Raw genomic sequence first — 13164 nt, 5'->3', positions numbered from 1 at the left:
GGGCGCTCAGCAAGGGCTCAGTAGAGTGCCATGCCGCCCGGACCGGCCGTGAACCCGGCTGCGGCCAGGGCCATGCCCACCGGTTCGCGCATGGTCAGGGGCCGGCCATTGGCATCACTGAAGAGGATGCGTCCCTGTCCGCCCCGCCTCAGCCATGAGGCCAGCTGGGCGAAGGCGGCCTCCAGCAATCCACGCTCGGGCTCACCGAAGACCAGCAGATGATGCCCCTTGGGCGCCGCATAGACCAGGGCGCGGCCTCGATTCTGCACCAGGAGGTTCCCTATCCGCCGAATGGGCCGTCCGCCGCCGTCCCCTGATGTGGCCGGCCATGCTAGGGCCGTGCCATAGAGGTTGGCAGGATCCGTCACATCCATGACCACGGGCTCGGGCGGGCGCTGCTTCGATCCGCCTTCGCCATCGTCATTGCGCTCATCCTCCTGGAAGCCTCTGAGCTGGTCGATCACCTCCCGGGGGGCGAACTGGGCGCCGCCGAAACCGTCGACGATGACCCCACGCGTCAGCTGGCCGGCCTCCTCCATGCGTCTGCAGACCTGATAGAGGGCCGAGAATCCCCCGGGCAGGGATCGCACTTCTGGCAGGACCGGGGCCAGGAGCCCATAGCGGTCCAGAATGGCCTGCTCGTCGTGGACCAGGCGGACGGTCCGCTCCCGGTCATCATCCTGGCCACCGCTGAGCTTGTGGTTTGCATCAGCCATGCCAGTCCCCGCTGCACCTCTCGCTGCTGAGCGCTCATCCGCAACCAGGGTCCAGAATCCCTCCGCCGCCGCTGACAGCGCTGACGAGCCGGTCGCCCGCGCCAAGGCAGCGCGCGCCAAGGACCTGCCGTGTCCACGCAGACCATGGGGCAACCGGCGCGTCCTGCCCGAGGTCGGTGAGCCTGATCCTCGAACCAGGCGCCGAACCGGAGCCAGGGAGGCATTGGTGACCAGCCCACGCCTGACCAGGCCCCAGAGCGACCGGGCCATGGCCTCCTGGTCGGGGGCCTCAGAAACAGGGGACTCAATGTCGTCCCCGCCCCGACTGGCACAGGCGCGCAGAAGCCGATCGAAGCGGTAGGCTCCCCCATCGGCCAAAACACCCAGCAGGGCCTCTTCCCGATCGCCCGCCTTGCCCGGGTTGCCCGCCTTGCCGGCCTCATTCGTGACTGACGGAGGGCCGGCGGACTGTGCTGGAAGCTCCTCGTCCAGGTCCTCGGCCAGATAAAAGGTCATGGCGCCCAGCGGGCCCTCCCCCTGGTCGGACCCCACCCAGACCACCTGGCCCGAGGCCAGCAGGTCGTCCATCAATGCCGGGCCGTAATCACGCACCCTGGCCGGGAAGATGGCCGACTCCCAGAGTTCGGGCGGCAGAGCCAGCCCCTCCAGCTGCCCGATCACCTCCAGCAGTCCTTCGGTGCCCATCAAGGGCTCCTGGCCCAGGGGCGCCAGACCCTGCCGGTGAAGAAGAAAGTCGCTGTAGACATGGCCGGGGACGGGACTGGCGGCCTTGCTGGCCTTGGCCAGGGACCGCGAGCGCAGCCGACGGAAGACCTCGGGATCCAGCCATCCTCGGCGGGGTTCGCCTCCCTCCCATCCGGGCTCGCCATAGGCGCTCAGGTCGGGACGGGGGAAGACCCCGGTCATGAGCAGCTCGCGTGCGACCAGGGAACGCAGCCTGTCCTCCAAGAGAGCACCGCCCAGACCCAGGTGGCCGGCCAGGTCCTCGGTGGTGAACGGCCCATGGACTGCGGCATATTGCCTGACCAGCTGGTCGAAGGCCTCGCTGTCTGATTCTGATTCCTTTGTCGGCTGGGCGGATGGCTGGATGACGCCTGGGCCCAGGACCGCCGTCAGCCGTCCTGCCTGGCCGGCCCATACCCAGCAGTCGCGAGTGCCTAACCTGACCGGAACCACCCTGGACTGGGCCTGCAGCTCCTCCAGCATGGCCCGGACCTGTGCCTCCGTCACCGGTTCGTCCTCCTGCCCGCGCATGCGCCGACCAATCCCGGCCAGATCCATGGGGCCCAGGGTGCGCAGCAGGTCGGCCAGTCCCTCGGCCCCCCTGGCCCGGGTCTTGGGCGAAAGCCGCTGCAGGTCAGCAGTCACCTGATCGACGGTCTCCTGGTCCAGGAGGTCAGCCATGTCCACCTGGCCGACCATCTGCTCCAGCAGGTCGGAGTCGATGGCCAGCATGGCGGCGTCGCGCTCGGCCTTGGGCATGTCGTACTGGTACATGAAGGTCCCTAGGTAGCCGAAGAGCAGTCCTGAGGCCATGGGCGAGGGGGTCTTGGTGGAGGCCGGGACCAGACGGACGCTCCCCTGCTCCAGGTCGGTCATGAGCTCGCGCAGGGCAGGCATGTCGTAGACATCCTGGAGGCATTCGCGCATGGTCTCCAGAACCAGGGGGAAGTCGTCCTCCTTCAGGGCCGCGTCCAGCAGACGGGAGGCCCGCAGACGCTGCTGCCAGAGCGGAACCCTGCGGCCCGGCTCCATCCTGGGCATGTAGAGCGAGCGGGCTGCGCACTGGCGGAAGCGGGCCTGGAAGAGCGCCGAGCCGACCAGATGACGTCGGACCTCGCGCTCCACCTGATCGGAGGTGAATCCGAATATTCGCTGGTCTTCCAGGAAGGCATCTGTGCCCGGGATCTGCACGACGATGCCGTCCTCCCCCGCCCAGACGGATCCGTCGTATCCCCGCTCGCGGGAGAGCCGGGCGGCGATGGCCAGGGCCCAGGGCTCGTTGACCCTGCGGCCGTATGGCGAATGGAGGATCAGCCTCAGATCGCCCTCCTCGTTGGGGCAGCGCTCGACCACCAAATGCCGGTCGTCGGGCACCCGGCCGGTGGAGGCCTGCTGCTCGGCCAGAAGGGCGGCCAGATTGTTGATGGCAGGACGGTCCAGGCCGTCCTCCAGCAGACGAGCACAGACGGGTTGCGTGAAGCCCGGCCGACCGGAGGCAGTCTGGACTGCCGGTATCAGGCCCTGGGACAGTTCCCTGGCCAGCCTGCCCAGACGACGGCCGAAGACAGAGTCACGGCCGGTGCCCTCCCCGTGCCAGAAAGGCAGTCTGGCGGAGCGCCCCGGAGCGGGCACCACCACCACACGGTCGCGGGTGATCTGCTGGATCCTCCAGGAGGTGGTGCCCAGGGTGATCACGTCCCCCTTGCGGGACTCGTAGACCATCTCCTCGTCCAGCTCCCCCACTCGTCGTGGCTTGCCGCCGGCGGCCTCGGAGGGCATGACCACGCTGTAGGAGCCACGGTCGGGAATGGTGCCCCCGGAGGTCACCGCCAGTCGTTGCGCGCCGGGGCGGGCCGTCAGGATGCCGGTCTGGTGGTCCCAGACCAAGATGGGGCGGAAAGCGGTGAAATCCTGGGAGGTGTAGGCGCCGCTGAGCATGCCCAGCACCGCCCGGTAGACCTGCTGATCCAGGTGGGCGAAGGGCGCGGCCCGTCTGACCGTGGTCAGCCAGTCCTGCTCCTTGAGCGGCCCCATGGCGGCTGCGGCCACCGTCTGCTGGGCCAGAACATCCAAGGGACTGCTGGGCATGATGGTCGGTTCGATGTCGCCCTGGACCATGCTTTCCATGCTGGCTGTGCACTCCAGGATCTGCTCGCGGGTCAGCGGGAACAGCCTGGCCTGCGATACCCGACCGACCTGGTGATCGGCCCGGCCCACCCGCTGCAGTCCCGAGGCGGTCGACAGCGGGGCGTTGACCTGGATGACCAGATCGACCGAGCCCATATCGATGCCCAGCTCCAGGCTGGAGGTGGCCACCACACAGCGCAGTCTGCCGGCCTTGAGGTCATCCTCCACCTGGCGCCGGCGTTCCTTGGACACCGATCCATGGTGGGCCATGGCAATGGGTTGGTCGACAGTTTGGCCAGAGGTTCTCTCGGAGGTGGACCCGGTGGCCGAATCGTAGTGGGCGGGCTCCCTGGCCGGCTCGGACTTGTCAGAGGGACCTGACCGGTCACGCCCGTTCCAATACCGGCCGCCCTGGCTTACATCGGCTTGATGCAGGTCGTTCAGCCGGGCGGTCAGGCGTTCGGCGAGCCCTCGGGAGTTTACGAAGACCAGGGTGGTGCGGTGGGACAGCACCTGATCCAGAATGGCCCGCTCGATGGCTGGCCAGATGGATCCGCTTCTTTGGTCGCCCTCCTGACCCTCCTGACCGGGCTCGCCGGGCGGCGCCGCCAGATCGGCCATGTCCTCCAGGGGCTCGATCAGGCGCAGGTCCATGGCTGTGGACGACTTGGGCTGGATCAGACTGACCGGACGGCTGCCACCCAGGAAACGTGCCACCTGCTCGGGCGGGCGGACCGTAGCCGACAGGCCTATCCGCTGCACAGGCCCTCCGACCAGGTCGTCCAGGCGCTCCAGGCTCAGGGCCAGATGAGCCCCGCGCTTATTGCCCGCCAAAACGTGGATTTCGTCCACAATAACGGTTTGCACGTTCTTCAGCGTGCTGGCCGTTTTGGAGGTCAGCATCAGATAGAGGGATTCGGGGGTGGTGACCAGAATATCCGGCGGATGGGCGGCCAGGGCCCTGCGGCCGCGGGCGTCGGTATCTCCGGTGCGGATGCCCGTCCGGACCTTGGGTGCTTGGCGTCCCTGTTGTTCAAATCGCTCTGCTATGCCCTCCAGCGGAGCCTGCAGGTTGCGGGCCACATCCGTCCCCAGGGCCTTCATGGGCGAGATGTAGAGCACGGCGACCCCAGGCTTCCGGGAGCGCCGGGGCCTGGTCATAAGCTCGTCGATGGCCCAAAGAAAGGCGGCCAGGGTCTTGCCCGAACCGGTGGGCGAAATAATCAGCGCATCGCCGCCTGCGCGGATGGCCGGCCAGGCCTGCACCTGGGTCGGCGTGGGCCCCTCAGGAAAGGTCCGGCGAAACCAGTCGGCCGTCTGCGGGGAGAAATTGTCCAAGGGATCGCCCATATGCGTCATACTCCCCTCCCCGCCCTTTTTGGGCCTTGCTGAAAGTCGATCAGGTGTCGATCTTGCTCCGGTCGAAGTCGTCGGCATTGTCCACGATGAACTGCTTGCGCGGCGGCACGTCGTCCCCCATGAGCAGGGGGAAGATGCCGGCTGCCTGAGCGGCATCCTCCATGCGGATGCGGCGCAGCATGCGGGTCCTGGGATCCATGGTGGTGTCGGCCAGCTGGTCGGCGTCCATCTCGCCCAGACCCTTGTAGCGCTGCACATCGGGATTGTAGTCGATGTGCTTGGCCTGCAGGTCAGCCAGCTTGCCCTCCAGCTCATCGTCCGAATAGGTGTAGATGAACTTCCCCTTGTTCTTGCCTGCCAGGGCGATTCGATGCAGGGGCGGCACGGCTGCGTAGACCCGTCCGTTCTCGATCAGCGGACGCATGTAGCGGTAGAAGAGGGTCAGCAGGAGGATGCGGATGTGGGCGCCGTCCACGTCGGCATCGGTCATCATGATGACCTTGTTGTAGCGGGCCTGGTCGATGTCGAAGCTGGCTCCCGAGCCGGCACCGACCACCTGGATGATGGAGGCGCACTCCTTGTTGGTCAGCATCTGGGACAGGGAGGCCTTCTGCACGTTGAGGATCTTGCCGCGGATGGGCAACAGGGCCTGGAACATGGAGTTTCGTGCCGCCTTGGCCGTGCCCAGGGCGGAGTCGCCCTCGACGATGAACAGCTCGGCGATGTCGTCGTTGCCGGGCATGGAATCCGAGAGCTTGGAGGGCATGGAAGCCGATTCCAGAGCGTTCTTGCGCCTGGTGACCTCCTTGGTCTTGCGTGCCTGGACGCGGGCGTGCATCTCGCCCACGATCTTCTCCAGCACCTGGCCGGACTGCTCCTTGAAGCCGCGCTTGGAGCCGCTGATCATCTGGCCGAACTGGTCGTCGGTCATCCGGGTGACGATGGGTTTGACCTGGGCCGTGCCCAGCACGTCCTTGGTCTGGCCCTGGAACTGCGGCTCGGCAATGCGCACGGTGACCACGGCCACCAGCCCGGCCAGGACGTCGTCGCGCTCCACCTTGGTATGGGAGTCCTTGAGGTTGACCTTGAGGCGGCGGGCGTTGGCCTCCACGGCCTTGCGCACCTGACGGGTCATGGCGTTCATGAACCCGTCCACGTGCATGCCTCCGCCAGGCGTCTCCACCACATTGACGAAGCTGCGGACGACAGAATCGTAGTCGTTGACCCAGCGCAGGGCGATATCCACCCCGCAGACCCGTTCCACCTGCTCGGCGTGCAGCTCCCCGTCCGAGCCCACACGCTGGGTCTCCTCCTGGTAGGTGTCCTGGCCGCTGATCCGCCAGATGTCGCTGACTGGCTCGCCCTTGGACAGGAAGTCCACGAAGTCCGTCACCCCGCCGGTGTGCAGGAACTCCTCCACCCGTTGATGGCCGGACTCGTCCTCCGGCTGCAGCATGGCCCGGTCGGCCTGCTCGGTGGCCGAAAGGCTGGCATCGTCCGCCTGCGCGTCTCCGGCACCTTCTTCTCCGGCATCTTCTTCAGGGAGGTCGCCGCTGCCAAGCGATTCGCGAAGGCTCCCTTGATCGTCCTGGCCGCTCGACTCCGCAGCGGGTTCGCCGTCAACCTCCAGGCGCAGATCCTGCTCGGCGCTTCCTGTGGCGGGGATGCGGTCGTCGACCACGGTGATCTTGAGGCCGGGCACCAGGAAGCTGGTCTGACGCACCCGGTCGATCAGCTGAGCGTAGCTGAACCGGGCCGTCGAGTTGAAAATTTCTGGGTCGGCCCAGTAGCGCACCCTGGTGCCGGTCCGGGACTTGGGCACGCTGCCCACCACCTCCAGGGGCGTAGGTCGGTTCTTCCTGGTGCGTTTGAAGGGCGAATCGGGCGAAGGATGCTCCGGATCAGGGTCCTGATAGGTGCCGGGATGGCCCTGGTGGAAGCGCATCCGGTGGGTCTTGCCGTCCCTGTCCACCTCCACGTCCAGTCGGGAGCTCAAGGCATTGACCACCGAAGAGCCCACGCCGTGCAGGCCGCCGACAGCCGTGTATGAAGAGTTGCCGAACTTGGCGCCCGCGTGAAGCTTGGTCAGAACCACCTCCACGCCGGTCAGCCCGGTCCGCGGCTCAGTATCGACGGGGATGCCTCGGCCGTTGTCGTCCACCTCGATGGAGCCGTCCCTGTGCAGGATGACCTTGATGTGGTCGCACTGGCCGGCCAAGGCCTCGTCCACGGCGTTGTCGATGATCTCCCAAAGGCAGTGCATGAGCCCCTGGCTGTCCGTGGTTCCGATGTACATGCCTGGACGCTTGCGCACTGCGTCCAGCCCATCCAGAACCGTCAGACTGCCGGCACCATAGGACTTTCCCTTATCAGGCTTTTTCGCCACCATTTACCTCGCCGTTCACCTCATGGCGCCCACGGGGACAGGAGTCCTCGCATGGGCGGTCGCTTACGCACCGATGACCATTTCTAGCAAGGAGGCCTCGACAGCATCAGGACCTCCCCGCCGGACGCAGAGGTCACTGATCCAGGAAGTCCCGCAGGGTCTGCGAGCGCGAGGGATGCCGCAGCTTGGACATGGTCTTGGACTCGATCTGGCGGATGCGCTCACGGGTGACCCCGTAGACGCGGCCGATGTCGTCCAGGGTCTTGGGCTGTCCATCCTCCAGGCCGTAGCGCATCTTGATGACGCCGGCCTCACGGGGGCTCAGGGTCTCGAGAACCTGCTGGAACTGCTCCTGCAGCAGGGAGAAGGCCACGGCGTCAGAGGGGGCGATGGCGTCGGTGTCCTCGATCAGGTCGCCGAACTCCGAGTCGCCGTCCTCACCCAGAGGGGTGTGCAGGGAGATGGGCTCGCGGCCGTACTTCTGGACCTCCTGGACCTTCTCGACGGGCATGTCCAGTTCCCTGGCCAGCTCGTCGGGGGTGGGTTCGCGGCCCAGGTCCTGCAGCATCTGACGCTGGACGCGGGAAAGCTTGTTGATGACCTCGACCATGTGGACGGGCACGCGGATGGTGCGGGCCTGGTCGGCCATGGCCCTGGTGATGGCCTGACGAATCCACCAGGTGGCGTAGGTCGAGAACTTGTAGCCCTTGGTGTAGTCGAACTTCTCCACGGCACGAATCAGACCCAGGTTGCCTTCCTGTATCAGGTCCAGGAAGAGCATGCCCCTGCCGGTGTAGCGCTTGGCCAGGGAGACCACCAGTCGCAGGTTGGCCTCCAACAGATGGTCCTTGGCCTTCTTCCCGTCGTTGGCGGCCCACTTGAGCTCGCGGCGACGCTTGAAGTCCATGTCCTCGCCCTCGGTATCCAGCAGATGCTGGGCGTAGAGGCCGGCCTCGATGCGCTCCGAGAGGTCCACCTCCTGCTCGGCGTTCAGCAGGCTGACGCGGCCGATCTGCTTGAGGTAGTCCTTGACAGGATCGGCAGTGGCGCCGGCGGTGACCACACGACGCTTGGGATTGCCTGAGGGGGTGACATTCTCGTCGTCATCGGAATCGTCGACGACAAAGGCGCCCTTGACCTTGGCTGCGAGGGCATGGGCGGCCTTGCGGTCCTCTTCGGCCTCGTCCTGGACCTGGGAGGCCTCATCCTCCTCCTGATCGTCCTCGTCGGGCTCGTCCTCCAGCTGGTCGTCGTCCTCCTGATCCTCAAGCAGATCCTCGTCGGGCTCCTGCTCATCCTGCTGCAGAATGGGCTTCTCTTCGACCTTCTTGGCGGTCTTGGAGGCCGGACGGCGGTTCGTCTTGGTCGCCGAGGTGCTAGTGGCGGCGCTCTTGCGGGACGCGGTCTTGCGGGACGCCTTGCTGCTGGTCTTGGACCTGGTGGCGGTCTTGGTCTTGCCGGCAGTTGAACTGGTCCGGCCCTTTTCGGTATCCACTGCGGCTGTCTTGGCTGACTTGGTGTCCTTCGTGGCCAAATTCTCCTCCTGGATCATCCCACCCGCCGACACTGCTTTTAGGGCACAGCTCTGGCAAGGTCAAATCGTAGACTCATTAAAGTGAACCACCCCAGGGGGACGATTATTCCCGATTCAGCCCAATTGCCTCCAAGCCGGGTGGATGCCGCGGCCTATCAAGGCCAGGACGATGGCGGCCAGGCTGCAGGAGCGGTCGTCTGCCAGAGCTTTCTGCGCAAACCCCGATGCTCGGGATCCCCCACTCCACCAGTCGACATAGGCCGCGACCGCCAGTGGCTGGGACCGAAACCCCGGCGGAACCTGATCTGCCATGGCTTCAAGCATGGCAAGCCCAGCATGGCAACGGGGCTGGTCCGGCCGTGTTGCGGTGTCCTTGAAGACCGCATCCAGGATGCTGCAGAGCGATGTCACATTCGATGGATCGTTGGGACGAACGCAAAGATCCATCAGCCGATCGCTGTCCAGGCCAGGCCCGGGTGCCAGAATGGACAAAATAAGCCCGTCGCGTATGGCCAGCGTCTCCTTAATGGCCACGGCCAGGCAGTCGGCCGAGTCGGAGTCCAACCGCTGGCACGCCTGCGGCCCTTGCAAACCAGCGGTCCAGTCTGTCAGAGGTTGCTGGAGCCATCGTCTGTCGGCCTCTTCCACACCCCATCGTCGTCGGCCCTCTCGGTAGTGCTCCACCAGGTCTTTCATGCCGTATTCATGCGCATCGTCCATGCCGTCATCGCCTCCCATCCGCTCCCGGTATGAGCACCGGGAGCCTTGGCACCATCCTGATCCAGCTGGAATCGCGAGGAAAGCCACAACCGATCATGTGGTCAAGTGGTGTCATCCATCCACCATGGTCCTGGCAGCCTGTTCGCTGGGCAGATATGCGGATAGGCTCTAAGGCATGAAAAGCGTGACTGCAGCACGGGTCGAACAGCGCATGGAGGAACTGCTCCAGCGCCGTTGCGACCATCTGATTGCTCCAGAGTCCGGACCGGACCAACCCCTGGATCAGAACCCCTCCCAGGAGGCTTTGCAGGCGGTCATCCTCCAGGCGATCGAGGCTGGCCGCGGCGGCAAACGCCTGCGCGCCCTGCTGCTCTGCGACGTCTGGCGGGCTCTGGAGTCCGAGCAGAATCCTGACCGTGAACAGGCGGTAGTGGACCTTGCCTGCGCCTTGGAGGTCTATCAGACCAGCGCGCTGGTCCACGACGACATCATCGACGGCTCCCCCCGTCGTCGGGGCCGCCCTGCCGCCCATCTGGCCCTGAGCCGGTCGGTTGCCGGAAACGATTCGAGCGGCCGGGCGCCCGCAAAACCTGACGCCCGCGGCGCCGGCCTAGGCATCCTCCTTGGCGACCTGCTGGCATCGCTGAGCACGGACATGGCCCTCCAGGCGGCTGCCAAGCTGCCTCAGGGGACGGCCATCGGCAGGGCCTTTCAAGCCATGCAGACGGCTGTGGTCACCGGCCAGGTCCTGGACATGGGCATGGAGGAGGCCTGTCTGGACGATCCGGAACGCCTGCGCCGCCAGGCCCTGCACACCATGGCCTGGAAGACCGCCTCCTACACCACCCTGGCCCCGCTGGCTCTGGGCCTGCTGGCCTCTGGAGCAGACCTGGAAGAGCATAAAGAGTCCGTGCGCGCCCTGGGTCTGGATCTGGGTCTGGCCTACCAGCTGGCGGATGATCTGCTGGATGTAACAGGCGACGACCGACGTACCGGCAAACCCGTGGGTGGCGATATCCGCGAGGGCAAGCGGACCGTCCTCCTGGCCGACACCCTGGCCATGGTCGATCCTGACCAGGCCAAGGAAATCCGCCGGCTGTACAGTTGCACCTCCCAAGTCCGCAACAAGACCCAGGTGAATATGGTCCGTGACCTGATGCAGTCCTGCGGGGCCGTAGAGGCCAGCCGTCGACGCATGGCCGACCTATCCGTCCGAGCCCAGGCCCGAGCCCAGGCACTGGCCGATGATCTGCATCTGTCGACAGGGGGCCGAACCATATTCCTCAAGGCCTGCCGACGCTTCCTGCCGCTTGCCACCACCGCCGGGTATCATGAACGTGTATCTTCCATTGATGCCGAGGCCGGTCAGGCCTCCGAGGTGCAGAGGGCCGGACAAGACGAGCATGAGTGAAGCGGACGAGAGGACCAGCGACCGGATCATCGACGGGCGCTACCGCATTCTGCGTGAGATCGCACAGGGTGGCATGGCCACGGTCTACGAGGCCTTGGACCAGAGGCTGTCCAGGCATGTGGCGGTTAAGATCATGCACACCATGCTGGCCCAGGGGCCGCACAGGGCCCAGTTCGAGGAGCGCTTCCGCCGGGAGGCCAGGTCCGCGGCTGCCATCGCCAACCCCCACATCGTCCAGGTCTACGACACGGGCGTCGATCAGGGGCTGGATTACCTGGTCATGGAGTATGTCCACGGCATCAGCCTGCGGCGGGACATGGCCCGGCAGGGCGTCTATCCCCTGAAGGAGACCCTGCGCATCCTGGGCGAGGTCCTGGACGGCCTGGCCTCCGCCCACCGAGCCGGCGTCATCCACCGCGACATCAAGCCGGAAAACATCCTCATCAACGACCGCGGCCACGTGGAGATCACCGACTTCGGCCTGGCCCGCGCCGCCGCCCAGGCCACCCTGTCCTCGACGGGCATGCTCATGGGCACGGCCGCCTACCTGGCGCCCGAGACCATCGAGAACAATGAGGCCTCACCCCAGAGCGACCTCTACGCCGTGGGCATTATCGCCTACGAGATGCTGACCGGCACGGTCCCCTTCGCCAGCGACAATCCGGTGACCATCGTCTTCAAGCATGTCCACGAGGACGTCCCCTCCCTGGCCAGGGTCTGCCCGGGAATCGACCCGTCTGTGGCCGCCCTGGTCTCCGAGATGACCGACCGCTCCCCCGAGCATCGCCCGGATGACGCAGGCAAGGCCCTGGAGAGCCTGAGGAAGGTGGTCAAGGGACTGGACCGACAGGCCATGGACTACGTGCTGCCTGCAGGGGCCGCAGCAGCCGCAGCCAGTGGACAGCCCGAGTCCGCCATCGCCGGAACCTCAGAGCGCGCGGCTATGGCACCCAGCGACGACACCGAAGAGGCAGCCACAGACCCGGAGAATTCGGACACGGTTCCGTCTGTGCCCGCCCCGCCCGAAACCGATGCGGAGGCAGCGACCAGACGCTATCGGCTCAACGATGTGGACACCCCCTCCCGAGCCGAGGCCACGACCGTTCTGCAGCCTCAGGATCCGACAGCATCTTCCGCCGATGCGAAGATCGTGCAGCCAGGCGCTGAAGCGGCTCAACCCAAGCACCGGCATCGGGGCTTGATCATCGTGTTGGTGGTTCTGCTGGTCCTGGCCCTGGCAGGAGGCGGCGGTGGCGCCTGGTGGTACTTCCTGGGTCCGGGCAGCTATGTCGCCCTGCCCAAGCCGGATGACGTCTCCTGCTCCGAGAACCAGGAGTGCAAGGTCGTCGGCGCCGACTTCGCCAAGTACGCCCGCACACTCAAGGTCGCCGGCATCCAGGTCGACACCGCCTATGACTTCAGCGACCAGGTGGCCAAGGGAGCCGTCATGGCCGCGGATCCCGATACGATCGGAGCCCATATCAGCAAGAGGGGCGGCAGGCTCAAATTGACCGTCTCCAAGGGGGTGCGCCAGGCCACGGTGCCCAAGGACATCCTCACGCCGGAAACACCCAATGGCAAGGATCCGGTGCAGGCCTTGAAGGCAGCCGGGTTCGACAGGATAGACCACGACACCTCCAAGGACCAGTACTCCATGGACATCCCCGAAGGAGCGGCCATTTCCGTGGATCCGGCACCAGGGACCAAGACCCGCCACGATGCCAAGGTCAGCCTGGTCCTGTCCAAGGGTCGCATGCCCGTGGCCATGCCCGATATCGTCGGCAAGGCCAGGGATGAGGCCAAGGCGGCCCTGGAAGCCCTTCGGCTCAAGGTCAGCTACAGCGAGGACTGGTCTGACAAGGTGCCACGCAACCAGGTGATCTCCGCCTCCCACCAGGCCCAGGAGCAGCTGCACTGGGGCGATGCGGTCAACGTGGTGATCTCCAAGGGGCCGCAGTCCATCACCATGCCCGACGTGAAAGGCAAGAGCCAGGACGAAGCCACCAGGATCCTGGAGGGATACGGGCTCAAGGTCAACATCTCCGCTCCGCTGGGCAACCTGACCCACACGGTGCGCATCCAGGACCCCAATCCCGGCAGTCAGGTCAAGGTGCTCAACGATGACGGCTCGCCGGCCGTCGTGACCCTGACTGTGGTCTGAACTGCC

The 13164-nt window shown here is 66.0% G+C and carries 6 protein-coding genes; 2 read left to right on the top strand and 4 right to left on the bottom strand.

Going from position 1 to position 13164, the window contains the following annotated elements; genetic code table 11:
• Positions 1-17: 17 nt before the first annotated feature.
• From FPK30_RS07745 to FPK30_RS07730, 4 genes are all read right to left on the bottom strand, one after another.
• Positions 18-4946 carry an ATP-dependent helicase gene (locus FPK30_RS07745; protein WP_186279456.1) on the bottom strand — a complete coding sequence of 1643 codons (4929 nt, stop codon included), beginning with the start codon at positions 4944-4946 and terminating at the stop codon, positions 18-20.
• A 40-nt stretch (positions 4947-4986) separates the two neighbouring features.
• Positions 4987-7335, bottom strand: coding sequence for a DNA gyrase/topoisomerase IV subunit B (locus FPK30_RS07740; RefSeq protein ID WP_144086004.1), 2349 nt, complete (start codon positions 7333-7335; stop codon positions 4987-4989).
• A 130-nt stretch (positions 7336-7465) separates the two neighbouring features.
• Complete coding sequence (locus FPK30_RS07735) at positions 7466-8866, bottom strand: RNA polymerase sigma factor (RefSeq protein WP_232345933.1); 1401 nt, start codon at positions 8864-8866, stop codon at positions 7466-7468.
• Between the two features lie 114 nt (positions 8867-8980).
• Positions 8981-9604, bottom strand: a complete 624-nt coding sequence (locus tag FPK30_RS07730; RefSeq protein ID WP_144086002.1) for a DUF4192 family protein — start codon at positions 9602-9604, stop codon at positions 8981-8983.
• A gap of 166 nt (positions 9605-9770) precedes the next feature.
• Between FPK30_RS07730 and FPK30_RS07725 the strand changes: the two genes are divergently transcribed.
• Positions 9771-10997, top strand: coding sequence for a polyprenyl synthetase family protein (locus tag FPK30_RS07725; protein ID WP_186279455.1), 1227 nt, complete (start codon positions 9771-9773; stop codon positions 10995-10997).
• Positions 10990-13158: a Stk1 family PASTA domain-containing Ser/Thr kinase gene (locus FPK30_RS07720; RefSeq protein ID WP_144086000.1), complete on the top strand. Its 2169-nt coding sequence runs from the start codon at positions 10990-10992 to the stop codon at positions 13156-13158. The genes FPK30_RS07725 and FPK30_RS07720 overlap by 8 nt, the downstream gene beginning before the upstream one ends.
• The last annotated feature ends 6 nt before the right edge of the window (positions 13159-13164 follow it).

The sequence above is a fragment of the Bifidobacterium apousia genome (assembly GCF_007559275.1).
Taxonomy (GTDB): Bacteria; Actinomycetota; Actinomycetes; order Actinomycetales; family Bifidobacteriaceae; genus Bombiscardovia; species Bombiscardovia apousia.
This window is presented reverse-complemented; position numbering and strand designations above follow the sequence as displayed.

Coding starts and splice junctions, on each gene's coding strand:
- FPK30_RS07745 (WP_186279456.1), bottom strand. CDS start 4,946: ATGACGCATATGGGCGATCCCTTGGACAATTTCTCCCCGCAGACGGCC.
- FPK30_RS07720 (WP_144086000.1), top strand. CDS start 10,990: ATGAGTGAAGCGGACGAGAGGACCAGCGACCGGATCATCGACGGGCGC.
- FPK30_RS07730 (WP_144086002.1), bottom strand. CDS start 9,604: ATGGGAGGCGATGACGGCATGGACGATGCGCATGAATACGGCATGAAA.
- FPK30_RS07740 (WP_144086004.1), bottom strand. CDS start 7,335: ATGGTGGCGAAAAAGCCTGATAAGGGAAAGTCCTATGGTGCCGGCAGT.